General features: G+C 62.2%; 25 protein-coding genes. 6 read left to right on the plus strand and 19 right to left on the minus strand.

What is annotated here, in order from left to right; translation table 11 throughout:
- Positions 1-493 precede the first annotated feature (493 nt).
- The 12 genes from ccmI to QLG03_RS00060 all read right to left on the minus strand — a co-directional run bounded on the left by ccmI (position 494) and on the right by QLG03_RS00060 (position 11,008).
- Positions 494-1,342: a c-type cytochrome biogenesis protein CcmI gene (gene ccmI, locus QLG03_RS00005; protein ID WP_255987807.1), complete on the minus strand. Its 849-nt coding sequence runs from the start codon at positions 1,340-1,342 to the stop codon at positions 494-496.
- A complete protein-coding gene (locus tag QLG03_RS00010; RefSeq protein ID WP_072096566.1) occupies positions 1,339-1,785 on the minus strand; it encodes a cytochrome c-type biogenesis protein in 447 nt (148 codons plus the stop codon). Before QLG03_RS00010 ends, ccmI begins: the two co-directional genes overlap by 4 nt.
- Before the next feature lie 11 nt (positions 1,786-1,796).
- A complete protein-coding gene (locus tag QLG03_RS00015) occupies positions 1,797-2,351 on the minus strand; it encodes a DsbE family thiol:disulfide interchange protein (protein ID WP_032453183.1) in 555 nt (184 codons plus the stop codon).
- On the minus strand, positions 2,348-4,300 hold the full coding sequence (locus QLG03_RS00020; RefSeq protein WP_255987810.1) for a heme lyase CcmF/NrfE family subunit: 1,953 nt from the start codon (positions 4,298-4,300) through the stop codon (positions 2,348-2,350). The genes QLG03_RS00015 and QLG03_RS00020 overlap by 4 nt, the downstream gene beginning before the upstream one ends.
- On the minus strand, positions 4,297-4,755 hold the full coding sequence (ccmE, locus tag QLG03_RS00025; RefSeq protein WP_032453185.1) for a cytochrome c maturation protein CcmE: 459 nt from the start codon (positions 4,753-4,755) through the stop codon (positions 4,297-4,299). The genes QLG03_RS00020 and ccmE overlap by 4 nt, the downstream gene beginning before the upstream one ends.
- Positions 4,739-4,969, minus strand: coding sequence for a heme exporter protein CcmD (gene ccmD / locus QLG03_RS00030; protein WP_048297689.1), 231 nt, complete (start codon positions 4,967-4,969; stop codon positions 4,739-4,741). Before ccmD ends, ccmE begins: the two co-directional genes overlap by 17 nt.
- Positions 4,966-5,703 carry a heme ABC transporter permease gene (locus QLG03_RS00035; RefSeq protein ID WP_186976566.1) on the minus strand — a complete coding sequence of 246 codons (738 nt, stop codon included), beginning with the start codon at positions 5,701-5,703 and terminating at the stop codon, positions 4,966-4,968. Before QLG03_RS00035 ends, ccmD begins: the two co-directional genes overlap by 4 nt.
- Before the next feature lie 49 nt (positions 5,704-5,752).
- Positions 5,753-6,412: a heme exporter protein CcmB gene (gene ccmB, locus QLG03_RS00040; protein WP_023290026.1), complete on the minus strand. Its 660-nt coding sequence runs from the start codon at positions 6,410-6,412 to the stop codon at positions 5,753-5,755.
- A complete protein-coding gene (ccmA, locus tag QLG03_RS00045; RefSeq protein WP_023290027.1) occupies positions 6,409-7,032 on the minus strand; it encodes a cytochrome c biogenesis heme-transporting ATPase CcmA in 624 nt (207 codons plus the stop codon). Before ccmA ends, ccmB begins: the two co-directional genes overlap by 4 nt.
- Before the next feature lie 82 nt (positions 7,033-7,114).
- On the minus strand, positions 7,115-8,455 hold the full coding sequence (locus QLG03_RS00050; RefSeq protein ID WP_072096551.1) for a cytochrome c: 1,341 nt from the start codon (positions 8,453-8,455) through the stop codon (positions 7,115-7,117).
- Between the two features lie 10 nt (positions 8,456-8,465).
- The gene (locus QLG03_RS00055) at positions 8,466-10,250 is read right to left on the minus strand and encodes a GMC family oxidoreductase (protein WP_002908285.1); all 1,785 of its coding nucleotides are present in this window, start codon (positions 10,248-10,250) and stop codon (positions 8,466-8,468) included.
- A 2-nt stretch (positions 10,251-10,252) separates the two neighbouring features.
- Positions 10,253-11,008: a gluconate 2-dehydrogenase subunit 3 family protein gene (locus QLG03_RS00060; protein ID WP_004175724.1), complete on the minus strand. Its 756-nt coding sequence runs from the start codon at positions 11,006-11,008 to the stop codon at positions 10,253-10,255.
- Between the two features lie 502 nt (positions 11,009-11,510).
- Here QLG03_RS00060 and QLG03_RS00065 point away from each other — a divergent pair.
- On the plus strand, positions 11,511-11,882 hold the full coding sequence (locus QLG03_RS00065; protein WP_048335932.1) for a VOC family protein: 372 nt from the start codon (positions 11,511-11,513) through the stop codon (positions 11,880-11,882).
- 7 nt (positions 11,883-11,889) lie between these two features.
- Here the strand turns inward: QLG03_RS00065 and QLG03_RS00070 are convergent, their stop codons facing one another.
- From QLG03_RS00070 to QLG03_RS00080, 3 genes are all read right to left on the minus strand, one after another.
- On the minus strand, positions 11,890-12,960 hold the full coding sequence (locus tag QLG03_RS00070; RefSeq protein WP_255987816.1) for an ABC transporter ATP-binding protein: 1,071 nt from the start codon (positions 12,958-12,960) through the stop codon (positions 11,890-11,892).
- The gene (locus tag QLG03_RS00075; RefSeq protein ID WP_004189548.1) at positions 12,953-14,722 is read right to left on the minus strand and encodes an iron ABC transporter permease; all 1,770 of its coding nucleotides are present in this window, start codon (positions 14,720-14,722) and stop codon (positions 12,953-12,955) included. Before QLG03_RS00075 ends, QLG03_RS00070 begins: the two co-directional genes overlap by 8 nt.
- 74 nt (positions 14,723-14,796) lie before the next feature.
- Positions 14,797-15,885 carry an ABC transporter substrate-binding protein gene (locus tag QLG03_RS00080; protein WP_023290032.1) on the minus strand — a complete coding sequence of 363 codons (1,089 nt, stop codon included), beginning with the start codon at positions 15,883-15,885 and terminating at the stop codon, positions 14,797-14,799.
- Positions 15,886-16,188: 303 nt separating this feature from the next.
- On the opposite strand from QLG03_RS00080, the gene QLG03_RS00085 reads away from it, so the two are divergent.
- Positions 16,189-17,268 (plus strand): malate/lactate/ureidoglycolate dehydrogenase, encoded by a 1,080-nt coding sequence (locus QLG03_RS00085; RefSeq protein ID WP_023290033.1) that lies wholly within the window; start codon positions 16,189-16,191, stop codon positions 17,266-17,268.
- Positions 17,269-17,514: 246 nt separating this feature from the next.
- The gene (gene fdhF, locus QLG03_RS00090) at positions 17,515-19,665 is read left to right on the plus strand and encodes a formate dehydrogenase subunit alpha (RefSeq protein WP_023290034.1); all 2,151 of its coding nucleotides are present in this window, start codon (positions 17,515-17,517) and stop codon (positions 19,663-19,665) included.
- Between the two features lie 47 nt (positions 19,666-19,712).
- On the opposite strand, the gene QLG03_RS00095 is transcribed toward fdhF, so the two are convergent.
- Positions 19,713-20,870 (minus strand): M20 aminoacylase family protein, encoded by a 1,158-nt coding sequence (locus QLG03_RS00095; protein ID WP_023290035.1) that lies wholly within the window; start codon positions 20,868-20,870, stop codon positions 19,713-19,715.
- A gap of 296 nt (positions 20,871-21,166) precedes the next feature.
- Between QLG03_RS00095 and QLG03_RS00100 the strand changes: the two genes are divergently transcribed.
- From QLG03_RS00100 to QLG03_RS00110, 3 genes are all read left to right on the plus strand, one after another.
- A complete protein-coding gene (locus tag QLG03_RS00100) occupies positions 21,167-22,366 on the plus strand; it encodes an MFS transporter (RefSeq protein ID WP_044523748.1) in 1,200 nt (399 codons plus the stop codon).
- A 114-nt stretch (positions 22,367-22,480) separates the two neighbouring features.
- Complete coding sequence (locus QLG03_RS00105) at positions 22,481-22,915, plus strand: VOC family protein (RefSeq protein WP_065881391.1); 435 nt, start codon at positions 22,481-22,483, stop codon at positions 22,913-22,915.
- A 40-nt stretch (positions 22,916-22,955) separates the two neighbouring features.
- The gene (locus QLG03_RS00110; protein ID WP_255987821.1) at positions 22,956-23,348 is read left to right on the plus strand and encodes a VOC family protein; all 393 of its coding nucleotides are present in this window, start codon (positions 22,956-22,958) and stop codon (positions 23,346-23,348) included.
- Positions 23,349-23,477: 129 nt separating this feature from the next.
- Here the strand turns inward: QLG03_RS00110 and QLG03_RS00115 are convergent, their stop codons facing one another.
- The 3 genes from QLG03_RS00115 to QLG03_RS00125 all read right to left on the minus strand — a co-directional run bounded on the left by QLG03_RS00115 (position 23,478) and on the right by QLG03_RS00125 (position 25,838).
- Positions 23,478-24,065 (minus strand): DUF1062 domain-containing protein, encoded by a 588-nt coding sequence (locus QLG03_RS00115; protein WP_255988023.1) that lies wholly within the window; start codon positions 24,063-24,065, stop codon positions 23,478-23,480.
- Positions 24,066-24,364: 299 nt separating this feature from the next.
- The gene (locus QLG03_RS00120) at positions 24,365-25,087 is read right to left on the minus strand and encodes an amino acid ABC transporter ATP-binding protein (protein WP_004189541.1); all 723 of its coding nucleotides are present in this window, start codon (positions 25,085-25,087) and stop codon (positions 24,365-24,367) included.
- Positions 25,074-25,838 (minus strand): amino acid ABC transporter permease, encoded by a 765-nt coding sequence (locus tag QLG03_RS00125; RefSeq protein ID WP_004151161.1) that lies wholly within the window; start codon positions 25,836-25,838, stop codon positions 25,074-25,076. The genes QLG03_RS00120 and QLG03_RS00125 overlap by 14 nt, the downstream gene beginning before the upstream one ends.
- Positions 25,839-25,849 lie beyond the last annotated feature (11 nt).

Here is a 25,849-nt window from a genome sequence, read left to right on the forward strand (position 1 = left end):
CGCAGCGCCGCCGGGAAGGTATCAGGCTCCGAGCTCAACATGTTGCCGGGTGGCGCTTCGCTTACCCGGCCTACAAAGGCCTCCCGTCAGCTCATATCCCTCAGGCCTACGCAAACGCTGCGCCGCCGGGCAAGCTATCGCTCCGTGCCCCCCATGTTGCCGGGTGGCGCTTCGCTTACCCGGCCTACAAAGGCCTCCCGTCAGCTCATATCCCCAGGCCCACGCTAACGCAGCGCCGCCGGGAAGGTATCAGGCTCCGAGCTCAACATGTTGCCGGGTGGCGCTTCGCTTACCCGGCCTACAAAAGCTGCCCGCGATTTGGCGCTCTATTCGCGCCCTTCGTTGGCCCGCGCAAGCGTAGCGCCGCCGGGCAAGGACAGCGGGCACGGAGCCGATTTTGTGCCGGGTGGCGGCTGCGCCTGACCCGGCCTACAAAACCAGGGCTGTCCGTACCGTCCTCGCGGCAGACCCCACGTTCAGCGCCGCCGGGCAGTTACTGCGCCTGCTGCTGCGCCTGCGCCTGCGCCAGCTGGCGGACAATCGCCTCGCGCCGCGCATCCTCTTCCGGCAGCCGGGCCAGCAACGCCTGCAGGGCCGCCACGGCTTCGGAGTAATCTTCATTACGTACCGCGCTCAGGGCCAGCATCTCCAGCACCGGCAGGCTGGTCGGCTGTCGCTGATGCAGGTCGCGCAGCAGCAGCTCGCCCATCCGGACCTGACCGCTATCCCCTGCCCGCACCAGCGCGCTGGCGTAATCGAAAGCCGCCGCCGGGTCGTCCGCCGCCAGCGCATGCGCCCGACCAAAGGCACCGATCGCCGTCTCGCCATCGTTCAACAACAGCCCCAGCCGCCCAAGCAGCTGCCAGCCGGCGAGGTCGTGCGGAGTATTCTGCAGATGGCTGCGCAGGCCAAGCCGCAGCTCCGCCAGTTCATCCATACGCAGAGGCGGCGCGGTCGGGTCCTTAACCTGCTGTAACAGCGCAGGATAATGCCGCTCAGCCTGCTGCCAGAGCAGCACCTGGCCAATATCGCTGGTTTTCAGATACAGGCCCAGGCTCAGGACCACCAGCAGCAGCGCGCCCGGAAGCAGCGCCCAGCGGCTTAGCGGCCGTTCGCCAGGCTGTGGCTGGGGCGGGATATCCGTCAGCAGCGTGCGCTGCAGCTCGACGACCAGCGCCGGGTTGTCCTCGCCGCGCTCCTGCGCCAGCTCCTGCAGGCGCGACTGGTACAGGGCGCGGTTGAGGGTATCGCGGTCCACCGCCCCTTTGCCCGACCACGGGAAGTACAGCAGCCCCAGCGCGCCAGCCAGCAACAGCCCGGCGATAACCACCAACAGGCTCATCGTTCTTTTCCTTCTTTCAATAATGCCGCCAGCCGCTGGCGCTCTTCGACGCTGAGCGCCGCGTCAGGAATATCGCGACGACGCGCGCGGGCGATAATCACCCCCGCGCCCGCCAGGACGAACAGCCCCGGCCCCAGCCACAGCAGCACCGTGCCCGCGGTCAGCGGCGGCTCGTAGCTGACAAAATTGCCGTAGCGGGCCACCATATAGTCAACGATCTGCCCTTTCGTTTTCCCCTGCTGCATCAGCTCGTACACCTTCTGCCGCATATCGGCGGCAATCATCGCGTTCGAGTCGGCGATGCTGTTGTTCTGGCATTTCGGGCAGCGCAGCCGGGAGGTGATCTCGCGGAACGCCTGCTCCTGGGCCTCGTCTTTAAACTGCCAGGTATCGATGGCGGCCCACGCCTGGCCGGTCAGCATCAGCGCCAGCAGGATGCCTATGACACCTCTCATCAGCCCGCCCCCCGGTTGTATTGATTCCACAGCGGCTGGAGCTCCTCGCGCCACACCCGGTCGTTCAGGTCGCCGGCGTGCCGCCAGCGGATGATGCCCTGACCGTCGATGAGAAACGTCTCCGGCGCGCCATAAACCCCCAGATCCAGGCCGAGCATGCCGTTGCCGTCGTACAGGCTCAGCCTGTACGGATTACCCAGGCGCTGCAGCCAGCTGATCGCCTTCTGCCGATCGTCTTTGTAGTTCATCCCCACCACCCGCACGCCCTGCTGCGCCAGGCCGTTGAGAAACTGATGCTCGGCGCGACAGGTTGGGCACCAGGTGGCCCAGACGTTAAGCAGCAGCGGCTTGCCGTCGATCAGCGTCCGTCGGTCCAGCGTCTGGCCGGGGGTATCCAGCGCTTCAAGGCGAAATTCCGGCAGCGGTTTGCCGATCAGCGCCGACTCGAGGGTCGTCGGGTCGTCGCCATCGGCGTTACGCATCAGCTGCCAGAACAGCGCGGCGGCCAGCGCCAGAAACAGCACCAGCGGGATAAACAGCAGCTTCCGGTTCATGAGGCCTCCTGCAGCTTCTTACGCATCCGGTAGCGCGGGTCGAGCATGCAGCACAGACCGCCGAGGGCCATCAGCACCCCGCCATACCAGATCCAGCGAACGAACGGTTTGTAGTACAGACGCACCGCCCAGCTGCCGTCGCTCAGTTCTTCCCCCAGCGCGGCGTACAGATCGCGGGTCAGCCCGCCGCTGATCGCCGCCTCGGTCATCATCATCCGGCTGGCGGTATAAAAGCGTTTCTCGGCATACAGCGTCGCTTCCGGGCGGCCGTTGCGGGTCACGGCAATAATGCCTTCCCCGCCGGTCCAGTTGGGGCCGACGATATTGCGCACGCCGTTAAACACAAAGTGATAGCGGTGGATATCGATACTGTCGCCGGGGCGCATCCGTACATCGCGCTCCACGCTGTAGCTCTGGCTAAAGGTGATGCCGATAACGGTCACCGCCACGCCGACGTGACCGAGCACCATCCCCCACTGGCTGCGGGTCAGCGTCCGCAGGCCGCGCCAGAAGCCGTGGCGATGGGTGGCCCGTTCGTGAACCTCCATCAGGGCGAAGATCAGCACCCACAGGGCCATCATCAGGCCAATGACCGCCATCGCGGTGATACGATCCTGCAGCAGCCACGGCAGCGCCAGAGAAAGTGACAACGTCACCACCAGGGCGATCACCAGGCGCTTAATCTGCCTGGCGACGTCATCGCGCCGCCAGCGGATCAGCGGTCCCAGCCCCAGCAGCAGCGCAAACGGCGCCATCAGGGCGGTGAACATGGTGTTAAAGAACGGCTCGCCGATGGAGATGCTGCCGAGGCCCAGCTCTTTATGCACCAGCGGCAGCAGCGTTCCGAGGAGCACCACCAGCATCGCGGCCATCAGCAAAATATTGTTGCCCAGCAGGAACGACTCGCGCGACCACAGCGTATGTTCCACCCGCGCCCGCACCCTGCCGCCCTTCAGGGCGTACAGCAGCAGCGACCCGCCGATGGCGACAATCAGCAGCGCCAGAATAAACAGCCCGCGCGATGGATCCGAGGCGAAGGCATGCACCGAGACCAGCACGCCAGAGCGCACCAGGAAGGTGCCCAGCAGGCACAGGGAGAAGGCGGCGATGGCCAGCAGCACCGTCCAGGCGCGGAAGCTGCCGCGCTTCTCGGTCACCGCCAGGGAGTGCAGCAGCGCGGTCCCTACCAGCCACGGCATAAACGAGGCGTTTTCCACCGGGTCCCAGAACCACCAGCCGCCCCAGCCCAGTTCGTAATAGGCCCACGCCGAGCCCAGCACGATGCCGAGAGTGAGGAACATCCACGCCGCCTGGGTCCAGGGACGCGACCAGCGCGCCCACGCGGTGTCCAGCCGCCCCGCTAGCAGCGAGGCGATGGCGAAGGCGAAAGCCACCGAGAAGCCGACGTACCCCATATAGAGGATCGGCGGATGAAAAATCATGCCGATATCCTGCAGCAGCGGATTAAGGTCGCGGCCGTCAATGGGGTACTGCGGCAGGCCGCGGCTGAACGGGTTGGAGGTAAAGAGGATGAACAGCAGGAACCCAAAGGCGATCATCCCCATCACCGCCAGCACCCGGGCGACGGCGTCGAGCGGCATCCGGCGGCTGAAGAGGGCGACGGCGAAGGTCCAGACGCTGAGCAGCAGGACCCACAGCAGCAGCGAGCCCTCGTGCGCCCCCCAGGTCGCCGCCACCCGATACCACACCGGCAGCGCGCTGTTGGAGTTTTCCGCCACGTAGCGGACGGTAAAGTCATTGACCACAAAGGCGTGCACCAGCAGCAGGAAGGCGCCGCCGATGCAGGTGAACAGCCCGCAGGCCAGCGGCCGGGCCAGGGCCATCAGCCGCCGGTCCTGCCGCGCCGCGCCCCACAGGGGATAGACGCTCAGGAGCAGCGCCAGCCCCGCCGCCAGACACAATAAAAAGTTGCCCAGCTCCGGCATCATGGCTGCGCCTCCGCTTTCGCTGGCGTCATGGCGTTTTTCACCTCCGGCGGGGTGTAATTTTCATCATGCTTGGCCAGCACCTGCTGAGCGGTGATATGCCGCTCGCCGTCCAGAACGCCCTGGGCCACCACGCCCTGTCCTTCACGGAACAGGTCCGGCAGAATGCCCTTATAGCTGACGTCCACGACCCCGCGGGCGTCATACAGCTTAAAGCGCACGTCGAGGGTTTGCGGGTCGCGCTGCAGGGAGCCGGGCTGAACGTAGCCCCCTACCCGCAGGCGCTGCCCGGTATGGGGCAGCGCCCGGGTTTCCGTTTTGCCGTAGATAATTTCCCCCGGAGTGTAGAACAGATCGATATTGCTGCTCAGGGCGTACAGCGTCAGGCTGACGGTCAGCCCAAGGCCGGCGAGCACCGCCAGCACGATATACAGCCGGGTTTTACGACGCGCTTGCATCCGCGGCCTCCTTGTCATGTTCGCGAGCGGCCGCGATCCGCCGCTCGCGCGCCTGCTGGCGTCGCACCTCATGGAATAGCGCCCGCCGCGCCCACAGGGTATGAACCGTCAGCAGGCCAAAGGCGGCGATGGCCACGGCCACCGCCAGCCAGACGTACAGGGCATAGCCGCCCATATTCAGGAAGGCGGCGAACGAAGAAAAAGCGGGGCTCATCGGGCGGCTCCTTTGTTAGCCAGCGCCACCACCCACGGTCGACGACGTTCCAGCTGGAGGATCAGGTTACGCAGGCGCATCAGGGTCAGGGTGACCGACAGCGCGAGGAAAGCAAAAATGCAGATCCGCAGCGGCAGACGCATGCTCGGGTCGATGGTTTGCTGCAGGTTGGTCGAGCCCTGGTGCAGGGTGTTCCACCAGTAGACTGAGAAATGAATAATGGGCAAATTGACCACCCCGACCAGGACGAGGATCCCCGCCGCGCGCCCGGCCAGGCGGCGGTCGTCAAAGGCGTGCCACAGGGCGATGACCCCGGCATACAGAAACAGCAGCACCAGTTCCGAGGTCAGACGGGCGTCCCAGATCCACCAGGTCCCCCACATCGGCTTGCCCCACGCCGCGCCGCTGACCAGCGCCACCAGGGTGCAGACCGCCCCCACCGGCGCCAGGGCGGCGATCGCCAGGTCGGCCATTTTGATCTGCCAGACCACCCCGACGAAGGCCGCGACGGCCATCGCCAGGTACAGCCCCATCGACCACATCGCCGCCGGGACGTGAAGATACATGATCCGGTAGCTTTCCCCCTGCTGATAGTCCGCCGGGGCGAAGCCAAAGCCCCACCCCAGACCGATGACCAGCAACAGCGCGCTCAACGCCGCCAGCCAGGGGATCCAGCACCCGCACAGGCGGTACAGCCGCTCGGGGATCGCCAGTTGATGTAACGCTTTCCACATAGACGCTTACTCACACGGTTATGATGGCCGCGCCCGCAGGCGCAGCGAATTATTGCACGGTCAGCCGCAGCGCGGCGGCGGTGGCGAACGGACACAGGGTGGCGCTGGCGGTTAAGAACGCCGCCAGCATCGCCAGATAGCCGCCGACCGGAAGCCCGGCGGCCGCCGCCTGGCAGGCCGCGGTGGCGAAAATCAGCAGCGGCACCGCCAGCGGCAGCACCAGCAGGCTCAGCAGGACGCCGCCGCGCTTCAGGCCGACGGTCAGGCCAACCCCCACCGCGCCAAGAAAACTGAGCGTCGGCGTGCCAAGCAGCAAGGTCAGCGCCAGCACGCCGGCGTCGTGCAGATTCATCCCCAGCAGCAGCGCCGCCAGCGGCGAGACGATCAGCAGCGGCAGGCCGCTCATCATCCAGTGAGCGACCACCTTCACCAGCACCACCGCCACCAGCGGCGTCGGCAGAAGCATCAGCTGCTCCAGGGAACCGTCCTGCCAGTCGTCGCGAAACAACCGATCCATCACCAGCAGTGCCGCCAGCAGCGCGGCGACCCACACCACGCCCGGCGCAATCTGCGCCAGCAACTGCGGCGCGGCGCCGACGCCGAACGGAAACAGGGTGATGACGATCAGAAAGAACCATAGCGGATTGAGGATCTCTGCCCCGCTGCGCCACGCCAGGCGCAGTTCCCGGGCCAACAGCGCTCTCATCATTGCCGCCTCCCGCCGTCGTCGCCGAGGCGCAGGGTGCGCAACGGGCAGCCCAGCGGCCGCAGCGGCTGATGGGTGGTGAGGATCGCGCTTCCCCCCTGCCGGGCGTGCTGCTCCAGGCGTCGGGTCAGGGTTTCTATCGCCGTGGCGTCGAGGGCGGTGAACGGCTCATCGAGGATCCACAGCGGCGCATCGGTTAACCACAGGCGGGTTAACGCCACCCGGCGCTGCTGCCCTGCGGAGAGCTGGCTTAAGGGGAGATCTTCATAGCCCGCCAGGCCGACGGCGGCGAGGGCGCTTTCCCGCTGCTGAAGGCGGCTGGCCGGAAAGAAGAAACGCAGGTTTTCATCGGCGGTCAGCGCCGCGTTGACGCCGGGCTTATGGCCCAGCCACAGCAGCTGCCGGTGAAATGACTCCCGCACCTGGGCCAGCGGCTGGCCCTGCCAGCTCACCACCCCGCTTTCCGGGCGCGCCAGGCCGCAAAGGATCCGCAGCAGCGAGGTTTTCCCCGCGCCGTTATCACCGGCGACCTGCAGCAGCTCGCCGGCAGCAAGGGACAGCGTCAGCTCCGCAAACAGCGGTCGATCGTCAACGATGCAGGTCAGTCGCTCTGCATGCAGCATGAAGGCAAACTCCTTGATCAGACAGTATTTTACGTCCTGGCTAAGTCAGGGTTGCGCCGCGCGGGCGACGCAACCCTGACGGTTACTGTCCGGCCCCCGGCAGCTTCGAGATATCGGCGTTGCCTAACGCCTTCTCATCGTGCGCCGCGGTCTCCTTACGCACCTTCGCCACATCGCTGGCGCTGACCGCCGGCGCGTTGTTGCCCCAGCTGGTGCGGATGAAGTTGACCACATCCGCCACCTGCTGGTCGTCCAGACGCCAGCCGAACGATGGCATGGTCAGGTTGGAGACCGCATCTTTCACCGCCGGCGTGGTGCTCCCGGTCAGAACGATGTGGATAAGCGAAGTGGCATCTTCGGTCTGCACCACCGGGTTGCCCTTCAGCGACGGGAAGGCGCGCTGATAGCCCGCGCCGTCGGTGCGGTGGCAGGCGGCGCAGTTATCGACATACAGCGCGGCGCCGGTTTTGCTGTCGTTACCCTTCCACAGATCTTTCGCCACGCTGTCTTCCACCGGGGCTGGGGTCTGTTTGCCGCCGCGCGGCGGGAGCGACTTCAGATAGCGGGCGATGGCGGTGATGTCGTCATCAGAGAGATACTGCAGACTGTGCTCCACCACATCGCTCATGCCGCCGAAGACCACCGATTTATCGTTACGTCCGGTTTTCAGGAACTCAGCCAGCTCGGCTTCGCTCCAGGTCCCCAGACCGTCGCGATTTTCGCCGCGCAGGCTGGAGGCGACCCAGCCGTCAATCGGCGCATTGCTGCCCGCCAGGTAATCATCGCCTTCGCTTTCGCTGAGCGCTTTTTCCTGCATCGTCAGGCTACGCGGGGTATGACAGGCGCCGCAGTGGCCCAGGCCTTCCACCAGATAGCGACCGCGCTCCAGCACCGGGTCAACCTGCGGGTTGGCGACAAAGTCGCTCGGCGTCGGGGCGAAGATGCCGCGCCAGAACGCCAGCGGCCAGCGCATCGACAGCGGCCACGGGATGTCGGTGTCCTTGTTGGCGACATTCACCGGCTCCACGCCATGCATAAAGTAGGCGTACATGGCGCGCATGTCCGCTTCACTGATCCGCGCGAATGAGGGATACGGCATTGCCGGATAGAGCGTGGAACCATCTTTCCGCACACCCTTGCGCACCGCGTCGTCGAACTCTTCGAAGGTGTACCCGCCGATGCCGTGTTCTTTATCCGGCGTGATATTGGTGGAGTAGATGGTGCCGATCGGCGTCTCCATCGGCAGACCGCCGGCGAAAGGTTTGCCCGCTTTGCCGTTGGTGTGGCAGGCGACACAGTCCCCCGCCCGCGCCAGATACTCCCCTTGCTTAATCAGATTGCTGTCCGCAGGCGCCTCTTCGGCGAAGGCCGCGCAGCTCAATGCCCCAAGCACCAGGGCCGATAACCATTGCATTTTCATCATCTGCCTTCCTTTATGCCTGCACCAGGGGACCCGGATTTTTCAGATACTGCTCGCGGATCGCCTTCGCTGACCAGTACGCCAGCGCGGCCACCGTGCCGGTTGGGTTATAGCCCAGCCCCTGCGGGAAAGCGGAGGCGCCGATGACGAAGACGTTATGCACGTCCCAGCTTTGCAGATAACGGTTAACGGCGCTGGTTTTCGGATCTTCCCCCATCACCGCCCCGCCGTTCATATGGGTGGTCTGGTAGGTGGTGGTATCAAAGTGGCTGTTGGCGTTTTTCGGGCTGCCGAGGATATATTTCGGCTTCATCGCTTTGGCGATCGGCGCCATCTTATCGAACATAAACTGCGCCATCTTGATGTCGTTTTCCTGCCAGTCAAAGGTCATGCGCAGCAGCGGCTGGCCAAAGACATTTTTGTAGTTCGGATCAAGATCGAGGTAGTTCTGCCGATAGGACTGGTGCGCGCCGTGAGCATCCATCGACAGGTGATGGGTGTAGGTATCGGCCACCGCCGCTTTCCATTTGCTGCCCCACGCCGGGGTGCCCGGCGGTACCGGGAAACCGGAGATGGGCTTGGTCCCGGCCTGGTTGACCCAGAACGGCGAACCGCCGACAAAGCCCGCCGCGCCGTGGTCGAAGTTGTCGGCGTTGAAGTCGTCGACGCCGACGCCGTTGCCGCCCGCGCCGATAAACGGGTTGGTGTAGGTATCTTTGTCGAAAATGGCCTTAATGGTGGTCATGTTCTGGTAGGCGAAGTTACGCCCCACCACCCCTTCGCCGGTCTCCGGATTGTAGGGTTTGCCGATCCCGGAGAGCAGCATCAGGTGCACGTTATGGAACTGGAAGGCGCCGATGATCACCAGGTCCGCCGGCTGCTCCATTTCGCGCCCCTGGCCGTCGACGTAGGTCACGCCGGTGGCACGGGATTTGTCATCGGTCAGGTTGACCTTCAGCACGTTGGCGTTGGTCCGCAGCTCAAAGCGTTTTTCCTGGCGCAGCGCCGGCAGAATGTTCACGTTCGGCGAGGCTTTGGAGTACATGTAGCAGGCGTAGCCGCTGCAGAAACCGCAGAAGTTGCACGGGCCCATCTGCGCGCCGTACGGGTTGGTATAAGAGTCGGAAGTGTTGGCCGACGGCAGGTTGTAGGGATGGTAGCCCACCTCGAGCGCCGCTTTTTCAAACAGCTGCGCTGACCAGGTGTTTTTCTGCGCCGGCAGCGGGAAGTCATCTGAACGGTCCGGGGCGAAGGCGTTGCCGCCGCGGCCTTTACCGACGACCTTGCCTTTGATCGACCAGGCGGTCCCGGAGGTGCCGAACACTTTCTCCGCTTTATCGAAGAACGGTTCCAGCTCGTCGTAGGTGACGCCGAAATCCTGGATGATCATATCCTGGGGGATGAAGTTTTTGCCGTAGCGTTCTTCATAGTGGCTGCGCATCCGCAGTTCGATGGGATCGACGCGGAAATGGACGCCTGACCAGTGCAGCCCGGCGCCGCCCACGCCGGTACCCGGCAGGAAAGCCGCCAGCTGGCGATACGGCACCGCCTGCTGGCTGGTGTTATGCCGGATGGTGACGGTGCTTTTCGACAGGTCCTGGAACAGCTTGCGGCGGATGTTGTAGGTCAGCTCATCAATCACCTGCGGATAGGCGCCGTCCGGCCAGGTGTCGCGCATCGGGCCGCGCTCCAGCGCCACGACGTTGAGCCCGGCTTCGGTCAGCTCTTTGGCCATGATCGCCCCAACCCAGCCGAAGCCGACGATCGCGACATCGGTTTTTTTCAATACGGTGGCCATGATTACGCCCTCTCCCCATTAATTGATACCGGCGGGAAGGGGTAGCGTTCGCCCCGTTCAACCCAATCCATAAAGTCGGCGCGCGCGCCGGGAAAATTAATCAGCGTCCAGCCGACCATGCCTTTGTTACCGCCATGGATCGGGTCGCTGAAGAAGCCTTCGCGGGTGTTCTGCAGCAGATAGGTGAAGAACAGCGAAGCCGGTAGCTGTTTGAACTCGGCTTTGCCCGATTCCCACAGGCCGAGCGCCTCGTCCTGCTGCTCGCTGCTCAGTTCAGCAAAAGTCTTGTGATACTTGTCCTGACACCAGGCCTCGGCATCGGCGATCCCGAGGTTATAGATCTGTTTGGGCACCAGCGGCAGCTGATAGCCCATCTCTTTCGGCACGTCGGGGTTGAAGGGCCCCTGCATATACCAGATGGAGCCGGTGGCGTAAGGGGTATTGAGCTGGCGGTCGATAAACTCCGGCACGCCGGCCTCTTTAGCGCCGGGGCCAAGTTCATCCGCCGGGATTAAGCGAGCGACGGCGGCGTTGATAAACGCCCACTCACGATCGTTGAAGAACTGCGGCTTCCAGTCGCTGGCCGCCGCCGTGTTCCCGGAGGCTGGCTCTGAAGCGGGGGCCGCCTGCGCGGTCGCGCTGGTGGCCACGCCAATGGCCCCTGCTCCCGCGCCGCCGATCACCACCGTCGGGATCAGCGCCATCGATTTCACCAGGAAATCACGCCTGGAATTGTTAGTTTTCTCGCTCGACATCATCACATTCCTGTCATTGAAAATTACTGTTTTTGTCGCTGACAAAACCAGTGAATGTCGTGCTGGAACCGATACCATTGCGCTTTTAAACCGCTTAGCGTCTGGCCCGGACCGGCAAGTCGGATAAAACATCGCCAGAGGCGATATCATTTATAGGGTTATCGTTTGGATAGTAGACGATTCTCAACGAAACGCGGGAAATCGGAGAGAAATTCACCGGAATGTCATCGTGAGAAGGGTGCTGCCATAACCTTGAGGCGGTAAACCGGCGGCGTTCACACCGCGCTGAGCTTACCCATGCGCCAAAAAAAGAGTGACTTGTATCACAAATGTTATTTTTTGTTTATGGTACATGGCAGATTAAACGTCTGTAAATACTCGTATTAGGAATAATTAAACATTTTGAGCTGTTAAAAAAGTTACTACCCGTTGTTAACTATTTTGCATCTATTTCCCGGCTAACGCGTTCGGCTGGCGATACCCCGTCCACAGGAGAAGAGAAGAGATGTTCGATCATGTGAAATTCGGCGTCAGCGACTATGCCGCCAGCAAAGCGTTCTTTTTACAGGCTCTGGCCCCGCTTGGCGTAACGCTGGTCGATGAAGGCGAGCCGACCTACGGCGCAGAGCTGGCCGGCAGCGGCGATGTCTCTTTGTGTCTCTATCAAAGTGCGGACAAACCGGCGCCGCTGCATATCGCCTTTCGCGCCGACAGCCGCGAGCAGGTGGACGCCTTCTGGCAGGCGGCGCTGGCCGCCGGAGGAAAGGACAACGGCGCGCCGGGGTTACGGCCCAACTACCACGCCGGGTACTACGCCGCCTTTGTGATTGCGCCAGACGGGCACAATATTGAAGCCGTGTGCCATCTGGCGTCTTAACAAACGGTTACCGCTGCGGAAAAATCCACACATCCTCCGCCGGAAGCGTCAGATGGCAGTGTTCAGCATCGCGCAGCGCGGTTCCGTAGGCGCGTAGCGGAAAGTCGTCGCCCTCGGTGCGGAACAGGTACTCCCAGCGGTCGCCGAGGTACATGCTGGTCAGCAGCGGTAGTTGGAGACTGTTATCCTGCGCCGCGCCGTCAAGACGCAGGCGCTCGACGCGGATCACCGCCGTCGCCGGCTCGCCGACGCTGACCCCCTCGCCCGCTCGCCCCCTCAGGCTCCAGCTGGCGCCTTCGATCCGCGCCCTGCCGTTCTCCAGCGCCATCACCTTGCCGTGCAGGCGATTATTGCTGCCCATAAACTCGGCGGCGAACAGCGTCGCCGGGCTGCCGTACATCTCCTGCGGCGTCCCCTGCTGCTCGATGACGCCATTGTTCAGCAGCAGAATACGATCGGAGATGGCCATCGCTTCATTTTGATCGTGGGTGACCATCAGCGCCGAGAGGCCCAGCTTGATGATCAGCTCGCGCAGAAACACCCGCGCCTCCTCGCGCAGCTTGGCGTCGAGGTTAGAGAGCGGCTCATCCAGCAGGATCACCGGCGGGTTGTAGACCAGCGCCCGGCCAATGGCCACCCGCTGCTGTTGGCCGCCGGAGAGCTGGTGCGGATGGCGGTTGCCAAGATGCCCCAGCCCTAGCTGATCCAGCACGCGCTGCACCCGCTCTTTTATCTCCCCGGCGGCGACTTTACGCAGCTTCAGCGGATAGGCCACGTTGTCGAACACCGTTTTGTGCGGCCACAGGGCATAGGACTGGAACACCAGGCCGAGGTTACGCTCTTCGGCCGGGATTTCGCTGCGCGGCGTGCCGTCGTACACCGTGCGGTTGCCGATGGCGATCCGCCCGCTCGTCGGCTTCTCCAGCCCGGCCACCGCCCGCAGCAGCGTGGTTTTGCCGCTTCCCGAAGGCCCCAGCAGCGACACCACCTCTCCCCTGCCGAGCGTCATCGACACGCCTTTCAGCACCGGGTTGTCGCCATAGGTGAGATGCAGATTTTCAACCGATAACTCAATCATGTAATTTCACTCCAAAGCGCAGGGCGATGCCAAGGCCAATCACCACCAGCAGAATATTGATAAAGGAGAGCGCCGCGACGATATCGATGGCCCCCGCCGCCCACAGCGACACCAGCATCGAGCCGATGGTTTCGGTACCCGGCGACAGCAGATAGACGCCGGTGGAATATTCGCGCTCAAAGATCAGAAACATCAGCAGCCAGGAGCCAATCAGCCCATAGCGCGACAGCGGGACGGTGACGTGGCGGGTGATCTGCCCCCGCGAGGCGCCGGTGCTGCGCGCCGCCTCCTCCAGCTCCGGGCCCACCTGCAGCAGCGTCGAGGAGATGAGCCGCAGGCCATAGGCCATCCATACCACGGTGTAGGCCAGCCAGACGCTGAAGATGGTATTGCGCAGCGCGCGCAGCTGCACGATAAGGTGCTCGCGCAGCCAGTCCGCCACCGGCAGCGCCGAGAGCCAGCCATGCTTCAGCGACTGATCGAGCCACATCGGCACAAACAGGAACACCCACAGGAAGGCCAGACCGGCCAGCAGCCCCGGCACCGCGCGCGGGACCAGCACGCTGTAATCAAGAAAGCGGGTGACGTTGTCCGCTTTGCGGTGCATGGCGATGCCGACAAACAGATAGCAGATCACCGCCAGCGCGCCGCCGACGATGCCGATAGCCATCGAGTTGACGATCGCCCGCAGCAGGTTGGGCTGCTGCCAGATATTGTGGAACGTCGTCAGCGACAGCTCATCCCACAGCGACACGCCGACGCCCCAGTTGGAGATAAAGGCGCGCAGCGCCACGCCGAGCAGCGGGACGCCGATGGTCACCGTCAGCCAGGCCACCACCACCGCCCCGGCCACCCAGCGCCATTTGCCCAGCGGCAGCGCCCGCGCCTGCGACGCCTTGCCCTTCATGGTGACAAAGCGGTTGGCGGTGCGCATCAGCCGACGCTGGAGCATGACCAGCGGGATGGTGATGCAGATCAGCACCACCGCCACCGCCGCCATCAGATGGTAGGAGGGGGTGCCAAGCTTATTGGTCAGCTTGTAGAGATAGGTCGCCAGCACCATGTTGCCCTCGGGGTCGCCCAGCACCAGCATCAGACCGAAGACTTCCAGACCAAGGAAAAAGAGCAGCACGCAGGCGTAAAGAATGGAGGGCCGCACCATGGGCAGACTCACCGAAGTCATCACCTGCAGCGGCGTGGCGCCGACGGTGCGCGCCGCCTCTTCCACGTCCGAACCAACGCTGCGCAGCGCCGAGGAGATGTAGAGATAGGCGTGCGGCACGTGGGTTAAGCCGGCGATGACCACAATGCTGAACATCGAGTAGATATTCCACGGCACAAAGCCGATCAGCTGCTGCGCCCACTGGGAAAAGAAGCCTACCGGCCCGGCGGCCACCACGTAGCCAAAGCCCAGCACCATCGGCGAGACGAAGATCGGCACCAGGATCAGCGGCTCAATGAACCGCCGGCCGGGTAAATCGGTGCGTACCATCAGAAAGGCCAAAATACCGCCCAGCGGAATGGCGATAATCACCAGGCCAAAGGCCAGAATAAACCCTGACCTTAACGCCAGATAAAAATCCGGGTCGGTAAAAATAAAGGCGAAGGCTTCCAGACTCCAGGATTTGGAGCGGGAAAAGAACGGCGCGGAGAGAAAACTCTGCACCACAATAAATAACAGCGGGACGTAAATCACCAGCGCCGTGATGCACACCACCACGCCGCGCGGCAGCCCCTGCCACTTTCTGCGTAATACATTCATGGTTCATCCCTTTGGTCAGGTGAATAAACCCGCCGGGTGTGAATAAGGGGCATCGGCGATGCCCCGGGGGAGGATTATTTCGCGGCGGCGCTGCGCCATTGTTTAATAAACTGCAGACGTTTTTGCGGCTGTAAATAATCCAGCAGCGTTTCGTTGACCGGGATCGGTTTTAACGCTTTGCCCAGCAGCGTGGTCATGCCGTCGATATCATTTTTGCCTTCAATATCGCGACGAAGAGAGGGAATATCCGCCTGGCTGGCGAGGATCTGTTGGCCTTTTTCCGACAGGACATAATCCAGCCACAATTTCGCCGCATTGGGATGTTCGCTCTCCTGGCTAATAAACGAGACGCGGGAGAGCACCAGCACGTAATCTTTCGGATAGGCGATGCCTAAAGAGGGATCGTTTTTCGCCCGCGCTTCGGCATAGGAGCCAAGAATGTTATAGCCGATCAGGTTTTCGCCAGAGGAGACGCGCTCCATCATCGTGCCGGTGGAAGACTGCACCGTCAGGCCGCCTTTGGCGATATTCGCCAGGTCGGTAAAATAGTTCGCGTCGGCCTGGCTGTCCTGGACCGCCAGCATAAAGCCGAGGCCCGATTTTTCGATATCGTAGGTGGTGACTTTGCCTTTAAATTTATCGGCCTGGCTGGCGATCAATTTGGCCAGCGCGGTGTGCGAGTCCGGCACCTCATTCTGCGGGATCAGCCGTTTGTTATAGATAAATACCACCGGCTCGTAGGTGGTGCCATAGGCTTTCTGCTGCCACACCGCCCAGTCGGGTAATTGCTTCACCTCCGGCGAGGCATATTGTTCCGCATACTCGGTGGCTAATTTCAGCGCGGTATCCATCGATGAGCTCCACACCACGTCCCCGCTGCCGCCCCCGGCGGCCTGCTCGCTGATATAGCGGTTATACAGCTCGGTGCTGTTCATGTCGTTATATTCGACTTTTACGCCCGGATATTGCGCTTCAAATCCTTTAATTAACGGCCCGGCCGCTTTGGTATCGGTTGTGGAATAGATCACCACCTTGCCCTCTTTGACGGCGGCATCAACCGTTTTTTGATAATCCGCCGGATAGCCCGCAGGCACCTCCGCCCAGGCGGCACAGGCGAAAACGGCCGTCAGTGAAACCACTAAACCACTTATTTTCTTATACATGATACCAACCTTTAATCATCAATTAATAAACACAAATTTAACATATAGTGGTATCAGCTCCCCTTGCAACGCCGGGGCTGGCTTTTTTCTGGCTTTTGTGACAGTGGCAGAATTTAAAAATGTGGTGTTTATGACGTTAATTAAAACGCGATCCCGGACCGGTTTTTTATCGTCTGTCGTATAACCCAGGCGCTGGCGCAGTGGCCTGTCGCCGGGAGAGTCCGCCCTTGACCTTCTGCGCCGGGCGGCGCAGCATAAAACGGCAAACATAACAAAATAACAACAGACTACAGGAGAGAATCAGTGCCAACAGGACACCGCTTTCTGGCGACGGATCTGCATCAGTTTGTCGTCTCACTGTTTACCCATCTCGGCAGCCGCTCAGAAGAAGCGACGCTGGTCGCCGACCATCTGATCGCCGCCAACCTGGCCGGGCATGACTCCCATGGCGTCGGGATGATCCCAAGCTATGTCAAATCCCACGCCGGCGGCTTTCTGCAGCTCAACCGCCACGCCACGGTCACCAAAGACGCCGGCGCCGTGGTCACCCTCGACGGCAACGCCGGCTTCGGCCAGGTGGTCGCCCACGAAGCGATGCAGTTAGGCATCGAAAAGGCGAAGCAGCACGGCATGGCGGCTATCGCCCTGCGCAATGCGCATCACGTTGGACGCATCGGCTACTGGGCGGAGCAGTGCGCCGCCGCCGGACTGATCTCCATTCACTTCGTCAGCGTGATCGGCGACCCGATGGTCGCCCCGTTCCGCGGAAAAGACAGCCGCTTCGGCACTAACCCGCTGTGCGTGGTGTTTCCCCGCGCGGGCCATCCGCCGCTGCTGCTGGACTACGCCACCAGCGCCATCGCCTTTGGTAAAACCCGCGTCGCCTGGCACAAAGGGGAAGCCGTGGCGCCCGGCTGCCTGATCGACGCCCAGGGGCTGCCCACCACCGACCCGGCGGTGATGCAGACCTCGCCGCTGGGCGCCCTGCTCACCTTCGCCCAGCACAAAGGCTATGCCCTGGCGACACTGTGCGAAGTGCTCGGCGGCGCGCTCTCCGGGGGGCAAACCACCCATCAGGAAAGCCTGCAGACCAGCGTCGACGCCATCTTTAACTGCATGACCACCGTGATCCTGCGCCCGGACGCGTTCGATGCCCCGGACAGCCAGGCGCAGACGGAGGCCTTTATCGCATGGTGTAAACAGTCGCCGCACGATCCCGATGCCCCGGTGCTGGCCCCCGGCGAATGGGAGGCCGCCAACCGCGAAGCGCGCCTGGCCGAGGGGATCCCGCTGGATGCGGGCAGCTGGCAGGCAATCTGCGCCGCCGCACGCGACGTCGGCCTGAGCGAGTCGCATATCGCCCGCTGCCGCCCTCTCGCGTAGCGGCATTATCCCCTGCAGAGCGTCTGACGTCGGCGCTCTGCGTCATCGTCATTAGTGACGAGGTCACGCTCCCGTCATCCTTCTCCTGTCATTTTTCATTTTAAATCAATATATTAAAATCTGGCACGAGACCTGCATAGCGCAGCGGGCCTGCGTCCGCATCACCACCAGGCGATACCGCGATCGTTGCCCGTCGGGCCCGGCGCGACAGCGATCCTCTGTTCACTGTTAACAGGTCTGTTACTGATGAAAAAAATCACGAGCGTGTGCCCCTACTGCGGGGCGGGTTGCAAACTTAAACTGGTTGTCGACAACAATAAAATCATTCGCGCGGAAGCCGCCGACGGCGTCACCAACCAGAACCAGCTGTGCCTGAAAGGCTATTACGGCTGGGATTTTCTTAACGACACGCAGCTCCTGACGCCCCGTCTTAAACAACCGATGATCCGCTACCAGAAAGGCGGCGCTTTCACGCCGGTCAGCTGGCAGGAGGCGATTCGCTATACCGCCAGCAAGCTCAGGGAGATCAAAGAGAAGCATGGCCCGCGCGCCATCATGACCACCGGTTCCTCGCGCGGCACCGGCAACGAAACCAACTATGTGATGCAAAAGTTCGCCCGCGCGGTGCTGAACACCAACAACGTCGACTGCTGCGCCCGCGTCTGCCATGGCCCTTCCGTCGCCGGGCTGCAGCAGGCGCTGGGCAACGGGGCGATGAGCAACTCGATAAGCGACATCGAAAACTCGAAGTGCCTGTTGGTCTTTGGCTACAACTGCGCCGACTCCCATCCCATCGTCGCCCGCCGGGTGATCAAAGCCCGGGAAAACGGCGCCAAAATCATCGTCTGCGATCCGCGACGCATTGAAACCGCACGCATAGCCGACCGTCATCTGCAGCTTAACAACGGCAGCAACATGGCGCTGGTGAACGCCTTCGGCTATGTATTGCTGGAAGAAGAGCTGTACAACAAAGCCTATGTCGAACGCTATACCGAAGGGCTGGATGCCTACCGCGAGGCGGTGAAAGATTACGCCCCGGAAGCAGTGGAAGGGATTGTCGGGGTCAGCGCGCAGGCGATCCGCGAGGCAATGCGTATGTTTGCCGCCGCCCCTTCCGCCACCATTATGTGGGGCATGGGGGTCACCCAGTTTGGCCAGGCGGTGGATGTGGTGCGCGGCCTGGCAAGCCTGGCGCTGCTCACCGGCAACCTGGGACGGGCGAACGTCGGCGTGGGCCCGGTCCGTGGGCAAAACAATGTACAGGGCGCCTGCGATATGGGCGTGCTGCCGAACCTGTTCCCCGGCTATCAGGAGGTCACCGACCCGGCCGTGCGGGCGAAATTCGCCGCCGCCTGGGGGATCGACCCGGCGCAGATGGATGACCAGGTCGGCACCCGCATCACCGAGGTGCCGCATAAGGCGCTGACGGGCGAGATCAAAGCCTATTACATTATGGGCGAAGATCCGCTGCAGACCGAAGCCGACCTCGGCCTGGTGCGAAAAGGCATCGAGGCGCTGGACTTCGTGGTAGTGCAGGATATCTTCATGACCAAAACGGCGGAGATTGCCGATGTCCTGCTGCCGGCCACCTCCTGGGGCGAGCACGGCGGCGTCTTCACCTGCGCCGACCGCGGGTTTCAGCGGTTTGAACAGGCGATCCCGCCGGCGGGGAATGTGAAGCGCGACTGGGAGATCATCAGTCTGCTGGCCAGCGAAATGGGCTATCCGATGCACTATGAGAGCAACCAGCAGATCTGGGACGAGATGCGCGAGCTCTGCCCGCTGTTCTACGGCGTGACCTGGGAGAAAATGGGCGATATGGGCCATGTTCAGTGGCCATGCCCGACCCTCGACCACCCCGGCACGCCGTGGCTGTATAAAGACAACCGCTTCGACACCCCATCAGGTAAAGGGCAGCTGTTCGCCACCGCCTGGCGCGCGCCGGCGGAGCGTCCGGATGATGAATGGCCGCTGGTGCTCTGCACAGTGCGGGAGGTGGGGCACTACTCCTGCCGCTCGATGACCGGCAACTGCGCCGCGCTGCAGTCGCTGGCCGACGAGCCGGGACGGGTGCAGATGAATCCCGTGGATGCGCAACGGCTGGGGATCGCCGACAAACAGCTGGTGTGGGTAAGCTCCCGGCGCGGAAAGGTCATCACCCGCGCCGATCTCAGCGATCGCATCAACCCGGGCGCGGTCTATATGACCTATCAGTGGTGGGTGGGCGCCTGTAATGAACTGACCCAGGATAACCTGGATCCAATCTCCAAAACGCCGGAGACCAAATACTGTGCGGTGAAAGTGGAAGCGATTGCCGACCAGCAGTGGGCGGAGCGCTATGCCTGGACCGCCTACAGCGACATGAAGGCGCGACTGAAAGCCGCCGCCGACGTCTGACCTCAGGGAGCGCGCGCGCTCCCTTCCCTCCTGCCGCTGCCGGCGGGTTACGCCGCCGGCAGCTGTTTCTCCACCAGCGCCACCCACATCGCCACCCCGTGGCTAATCAGCGCGTCGTTAAAGTCATAGCTGGCGTTATGCAACGGCTTCGACGGCGTTTCGCCATCGGTGCCGATCCAGAAATAGGCCCCCGGACAGACCTCCAGCATGCAGGCAAAATCCTCAGAGGCCATCGACGGCGCCTGGTTCCAGCGCACCGCTTCCGCGCCGAGGGTGGCGACCGCCACCTCGCGCAGCAGCTGCGCCTGCGGCGCATGGTTTTTGGTCACCGGATACCCGGGAAACCAGCTAATCTCGCCCCGGACATCAGACACCTGCGGCTGGGTGGCCACATAGCTTTCGATAAGCTCCCGCACGCGGGCGCGAACGCGATTGCTCAGGCAGCGGAAGGTGCCACGCAGCACCACGGTGTCCGGCAGGACGTTGATCGCCTCGCCGCCGTTTATCTGGGTGATGCTGACCACTGCGGAATCCTGTGGCGACAGGCGACGGGAGGGGATGGTCTGCAGCGCCATAATCAGCTGCGCCGCGGCGACGATGGGATCGGCCCCGCTCTCCGGCATCGCCGCATGGCAACTTTTGCCGCGCAGGGTGATCTCGAAGGCGTCGAGGGAAGCCATCATCGCGCCATCGCTGAGCGCCACTTCGCCGAGGGGGATCCCCGGCCAGTTATGCAGCGCGTAAATCGCATCCATCGGGAAGCGTTCGAATAACCCCTCTTCCACCATTTTGCGCGCGCCGCCAAGGTTCTCTTCCGCCGGCTGGAAGACAAAGTGGACGGTACCGCTGAACTGGCGGGTCTGCGCCAGATGGGCCGCGGCCGCCAGCAGCATCGCGGTGTGGCCATCGTGGCCGCAGGCGTGCATTACCCCGGCGCGGCGCGAACGGTAGCTGACGCTCCCCAGCTCGGTGATCGGCAGGGCGTCCATATCGGCGCGCAGGCCGATGACCGGCCCGGGGCCGTTTTCCAGCGTCGCCACGACGCCGGTGCCGGCCAGCCCGCGATGAACCTGCAGGCCAAACGAGACCAGCAGCTCGGCGACGCGGCGCGAGGTCTCCTGCTCCTGATATCCGAGCTCAGGCGCGGCGTGAAACTCACGTCGCCAGCCTGTGGCTTCGGCGATCAGTGACGGCGATACGGCCATGTATTACTCCTTTCCTGCATAGCGTAATGCTGAATAATTGGGTCATGCGCTGCGTTTTTCCCCGTCGCTCACCGGCGCCGGGTCGCTGCCGCTCCCTCCGTTATATCCTGTCGTTAACACGCTGACAACGTCACGAAATGCGGCGGCGGCGCGGCGTACACGCCAGCCGCCGCCGGGCGGACCTTTTTTGGTAGTGATTTCAACGGTGACAACGGCCAGGCGATTAATTATTATGCAACTCAGGACGGCAATTTGCCGAAGGATCCACTACTGACCTCTCCGTCATCGGAAATAAAATGTTTAACCCAGACCAGAATCGTCTTGCCCCCACGCTGGCGATGATCATGGCCGCGTCGCTCGTGGGATTTATCACCGGCTATACGGTGCCGTTAATCAGTCTTGAGCTGGCGCAGCAGCAGGTTGCGCCGCTGTACGTCGGCCTGCTGGCCGCCCTGCCGCCCGCCGGTATGATGATCTCCTCTTTCCTCTCTCCTGCGCTGTGCCGGCGCGTTGAGATGGGCGTACTGCTGAGCGGCAGTCTGATCCTGCTGGCGCTGGCGACCATCGCCTCATGCATGACCACCGATATGACGCTGCTTCTGCTGCCGCGCCTGCTGACCGGCCTGGCCTCCGGGGTCATTATCGTACTGGGCGAAAGCTGGATCACCGGCGGCGCGGCGGGCAGCCAGCGCGCCACCCTCACCGGCATCTACGCCTCGGCCTTTACCGGCTGCCAGCTGGCCGGACCGCTGCTGATCTCCGTCGGCCCCGCCTGGCAGGCCTCGGCGCTGATGGCGATCGTCGCGGTCACCGCCGTCTGCCTGCTGATGCTGCGCCATCTGCCCACCGGCACCCGCGAAAGCCTTGGGGAGCGCGCCAGCTGGCGCAGCCTCGGCGCCTTCCTGCCGGTACTGGCCTCCGGGGTGTTCTGCTTCGCCTTCTTCGACGCCAGCATCCTCGCCCTGCTGCCGCTGTACGGCATGGACAAGGGGCTTAATGAAGGAATGGCGGTGCTGCTGGTGACCGTGGTGCTTACCGGGGATGCGATGTTCCAGACCCCGCTCGGCTGGCTGGCCGACCGGGTCGGCATTCGCCGCGTGCATCTGGCCTGCGCGGTGGTCTTCAGCCTGTCGCTGCTGGCCCTGCCGCTGATGCTCGGCTCACGGATTCAGCTGATGGCCATTTGTCTGCTGCTGGGCGCCGCGGCGGGGGCGCTGTATACCCTGTCGCTGGTGCGGGCGGGGAAAACCTTTAGCGGACAGAAGCTAATTATGATTAACGCCCTGTTCGGCTTTTTCTGGTCCGCCGGCAGCGTCGCCGGACCGGTAGTCAGCGGCATGCTGATCGGCATCACCGGCTACGATGGCCTGATCGCCACCCTGGTGGCCAGCGGCGGGCTGTTCCTGCTGATCCAGTGTCTATGTAAAAACGAGAAAACCCTGCTCGCCAGCGAGCAGGAAGAGGACATGGACGAAGCGACGGAGTCCGCGCAGTAGTCCTGACGGCTGGCCTGGCGCCAGCCTTTTTTATGGCCCTTACCGGAGGGTATCCTGTTTTTGCTGGCTCACTGCTGTTAACCATTGCCGGCCCCCCTGCCAGGAGGAAATCATATGGAAAGTAATACGTTACATCGTGGCAGATTGATCGATCATATTCTGCTGGTTGTCGAAGACTTTGAGGCAAGCAAAAACTTCTATACCGCCGTACTGTCGGCGCTGGAGATCCCGGCGATCGCCACCGCCAATGAATACTTGCTGGCTGACGAACTGGTGGTGGCCTCACGCCACAGCCCGGAGGCTGCCGGGAAACTGACAGGGCGCCACCATCTGGCGTTCCAGGCCAGAGATCGCGACATGGTGGACGCTTTTTACCATGCGGCGCTGACCCATGGCGGACGCGATAACGGCGCGCCTGGCGAACGACACTATCATCCTGGTTACTATGCCGCTTTTGTGCTGGATCCGCAGGGGAATAATATTGAGGCGGTGTACCATGGCGAGGCTGAGCGCAGCGCCGGGTCTGTTGCCATCCGCTTCACGCAGTAAGCGGGCGAAAGTCACCTTTTGCCCGCAACAGGAGGACACTATGTTTTCATACATTATGCTGGGAACGAACGATCTACCACGCGCCATCAAGTTCTATGACCCGTTAATGGCATTGCTGGGGCACGCCAAAGCCGGCCGTAACGAACAAGGCGCCTCATGGGGCACCTTCAACGGCAACCAGGCCTGCGGGCTGTGCGTGGGCGTCCCCTTTGATCAGCAGCCTGCCGGGGTGGGCAATGGAACGATGGTGGCGCTTAACGCCCGCTCCGTCGAACATATTGCGGAACTGCATGCCCTCGCCCTGCGCCTCGGCGGGCGTGACGAAGGCGCGCCCGGTCACCGACCGCAGTATGGCGACGGCTTTCACAGCGCCTACGTCCGCGATCCCGACGGCAATAAGCTGGCGTTTGTTTATTATGCGTCGGCAGTTTGAACGGCTGCTGCGGAAGTGCCTTTTTCAGGCAGTAATGAGTAATTCAGGACGGCCGACTTCGCCGTCCTGATTTCATTGAGAATAACGAAAAACCGCGGTTAAAGCGCTACGGCTTATCTTCCCGACGAGTTATCTACAGCGAAGTGATAACGTAATCCGGCGTCGCGCATACAGCGTTTCCGCCGCCAGCTGAAAATGATATTCCATCGCCTTCAGCTTTTTCGTCTTGAGCTGTTTTAGTGGAATACCCTTGATCTGCCCTGTCGCGACCAACCACCGGATATCAGCCGTACTCAGCTTGAGCTGCTTTTTCAGTATCGATAGCAGGCTGACGCGAAAAGGCTGAAGGACCCGAACGCGCACCATTATTTGCGGGCAAGCCATCAACCTGACCGACCAATGCTCCTGAATACGAAAATCAGGTTGCCCCGACGGCTCGGCGCCGTTGCGCTTCAGCGTCGCGAGGTCAGCGGCATAATAGCGAACCATGGCAGCATCGTTCTGCCTCAGACGCTGAAGCCGTTCGCGGTTAATCTTGTTGACGTGCAGCCTGGAAAACAGGGCGATATTCCAGGTGTAATCGCAGTGCGTGCATTTATAGATGCTCCAGATATCCAGCAACTTCTTTTGCGAATTCACCCGGATGGCACCGGAAGGCGCGAAGTCGCGTTTTACATTGCAGGAGGGGCAGCGTTTGGCAATGTGCTGATACCCCACGGGCGTGACCGTCCATGTAACTGTCATAACGTACCTTTTTTAACCCATACGAAACCGAGTCCGTCATTAACGGACCATGATTTTTGGCGTATGAAAAATAGTTAGTCGCTATTTTTCAGTGGGTTAAAAAAAGATTTCCAACGTGATATTCCTGGAGAAGCCCAAAGCGATACCCGGAGATTAACAAAGGAGTCGTCGCGGGATTTATGAGCTCAGTCAATGTTTGTATTGATGATGAAAAACATCATCAATATATCTGACAACACTCAGCGGGCTGGCCTGGCGCCAGCCCGCCCGGTTTACAGCACCTTGCTGAGGAACGCGGCGGTGCGTGGGTTGGTCGGCGCGCTAAAGATCTGCCCCGGCTTGCCCTCTTCCTGAATCACGCCCTGGTCGATGAAGATCACCCGGTCGGCCACTTCGCGGGCAAAGCCCATTTCGTGGGTCACGATCACCATGGTCATCCCCTCGCTGGCGAGGTTTTTCATCACCTCCAGCACGTCGCCCACCAGCTCCGGATCCAGCGCCGAGGTGGGCTCATCGAACAGCATAATCGACGGCTTCATCGCCAGCGCGCGGGCAATCGCGACGCGCTGCTGCTGGCCGCCGGACAGACTCGAGGGCCAGGCGTCGCGCTTATCGCTTAAGCCCACCTTCGCCAGCAAGGCTTCCGCCAGGTCGACCGCCTGCTGGCGCGGCATATTGCGCAGATTCATCGGCGCCATAATCAGGTTTTCCAGCACCGTCATGTGCGGGAACAGGTTAAAGCGCTGGAACACCATGCCGACGCTTTCGCGCATCTTGTTGAGGTCGGTAGTGCGGTCGTGGGCGGCAAAGCCGTTGACCACCACCTCGCCTTCGCTGACCGTCTCGAGGGCGTTCATACAGCGCAGAAAGGTACTTTTCCCCGATCCGGAGGGGCCGATGATGCACACCACTTCCTGCGGTTTAATGTCGCAGCTGATGCCGCGCAGCACGTGGCTGTCACCGAAGCGCTTATGTAAGTTATTAATGTGAATCACTTTTGCCAAACCTCTTTTCCAGACGGTTAACCAGCTGCGCCAGCAGGAAGGTGATCACCCAGTAGACCAGGGAGATGGTCAGGTAGGGTTCCCAGTAGGTGGCGTAGGCGCCGGAGACGGTGCGCGCGGCATAGGCCAGATCGGCCAGGCCTATCGCCGAGGCCAGCGACGAGTCTTTGACTATGGCGATGGCGTTGTTGCCCAGCGGCGGCAGAATGCGACGAAACGCCTGGGGCAGGATCACCTTGCGCATGGTTTTCCACCACGGCATGCCCAGCGCGCGGGAGGCCTCCATCTGCCCTTTGTCGATCGACTGGATGCCGGCGCGGAAAATCTCCGACACATAGGCTCCAGCGTTAAGGGTGATCGCCACAATGCAGGAGAGGAACGCCCCGTAGCTGGCGCGCAGCTCGCGGGCAAAGTCGGCGCTCATCAGGCCGCTGGTCACCAGCAGGCCGTCGCGCGGGTTAATAAACAGCGGCACCAGCGCAAAGTGCACCACCATGATCTGCACGAACAGCGGCGTACCGCGGAAGGCGCTAACGTAAAAGCGCACCGGAAACTGCACCAGGTAGCGGAGAATATATTTCCATGGCCCGTGCTCGGCCTTCGCCATCCGTCCGAGACCGAGGGTTAACCCCCACAGCGTCCCGAGGATCACGCAGATAATGGTACATTTAATCGTCATCAGGGCGCCGTCCACAAACAGCGGGCCGTACTCCTCGATGATCTCCCAACGGAATCCCGTCATAGTCCTTCCCT

Origin of the sequence: Klebsiella sp. V115_8 (assembly GCF_029967715.1) — a bacterium.
GTDB classification, from domain to species: Bacteria; Pseudomonadota; Gammaproteobacteria; order Enterobacterales; family Enterobacteriaceae; genus Klebsiella; species Klebsiella quasipneumoniae.

Coding starts and splice junctions, on each gene's coding strand:
- ccmD (WP_048297689.1), bottom strand. CDS start 4,969: ATGAGCCCCGCTTTTTCTTCGTTCGCCGCCTTCCTGAATATGGGCGGC.
- QLG03_RS00020 (WP_255987810.1), bottom strand. CDS start 4,300: ATGATGCCGGAGCTGGGCAACTTTTTATTGTGTCTGGCGGCGGGGCTG.
- QLG03_RS00050 (WP_072096551.1), bottom strand. CDS start 8,455: ATGATGAAAATGCAATGGTTATCGGCCCTGGTGCTTGGGGCATTGAGC.
- QLG03_RS00055 (WP_002908285.1), bottom strand. CDS start 10,250: ATGGCCACCGTATTGAAAAAAACCGATGTCGCGATCGTCGGCTTCGGC.
- ccmA (WP_023290027.1), bottom strand. CDS start 7,032: ATGCTGCATGCAGAGCGACTGACCTGCATCGTTGACGATCGACCGCTG.
- QLG03_RS00060 (WP_004175724.1), bottom strand. CDS start 11,008: ATGATGTCGAGCGAGAAAACTAACAATTCCAGGCGTGATTTCCTGGTG.
- QLG03_RS00015 (WP_032453183.1), bottom strand. CDS start 2,351: ATGAACCGGAAGCTGCTGTTTATCCCGCTGGTGCTGTTTCTGGCGCTG.
- QLG03_RS00065 (WP_048335932.1), top strand. CDS start 11,511: ATGTTCGATCATGTGAAATTCGGCGTCAGCGACTATGCCGCCAGCAAA.
- QLG03_RS00095 (WP_023290035.1), bottom strand. CDS start 20,870: ATGGCCGTATCGCCGTCACTGATCGCCGAAGCCACAGGCTGGCGACGT.
- ccmE (WP_032453185.1), bottom strand. CDS start 4,755: ATGCAAGCGCGTCGTAAAACCCGGCTGTATATCGTGCTGGCGGTGCTC.
- QLG03_RS00035 (WP_186976566.1), bottom strand. CDS start 5,703: ATGTGGAAAGCGTTACATCAACTGGCGATCCCCGAGCGGCTGTACCGC.
- QLG03_RS00075 (WP_004189548.1), bottom strand. CDS start 14,722: ATGAATGTATTACGCAGAAAGTGGCAGGGGCTGCCGCGCGGCGTGGTG.
- QLG03_RS00080 (WP_023290032.1), bottom strand. CDS start 15,885: ATGTATAAGAAAATAAGTGGTTTAGTGGTTTCACTGACGGCCGTTTTC.
- ccmI (WP_255987807.1), bottom strand. CDS start 1,342: ATGAGCCTGTTGGTGGTTATCGCCGGGCTGTTGCTGGCTGGCGCGCTG.
- QLG03_RS00100 (WP_044523748.1), top strand. CDS start 21,167: ATGTTTAACCCAGACCAGAATCGTCTTGCCCCCACGCTGGCGATGATC.
- fdhF (WP_023290034.1), top strand. CDS start 17,515: ATGAAAAAAATCACGAGCGTGTGCCCCTACTGCGGGGCGGGTTGCAAA.
- QLG03_RS00125 (WP_004151161.1), bottom strand. CDS start 25,838: ATGACGGGATTCCGTTGGGAGATCATCGAGGAGTACGGCCCGCTGTTT.
- QLG03_RS00070 (WP_255987816.1), bottom strand. CDS start 12,960: ATGATTGAGTTATCGGTTGAAAATCTGCATCTCACCTATGGCGACAAC.
- QLG03_RS00110 (WP_255987821.1), top strand. CDS start 22,956: ATGTTTTCATACATTATGCTGGGAACGAACGATCTACCACGCGCCATC.
- ccmB (WP_023290026.1), bottom strand. CDS start 6,412: ATGATGAGAGCGCTGTTGGCCCGGGAACTGCGCCTGGCGTGGCGCAGC.
- QLG03_RS00105 (WP_065881391.1), top strand. CDS start 22,481: ATGGAAAGTAATACGTTACATCGTGGCAGATTGATCGATCATATTCTG.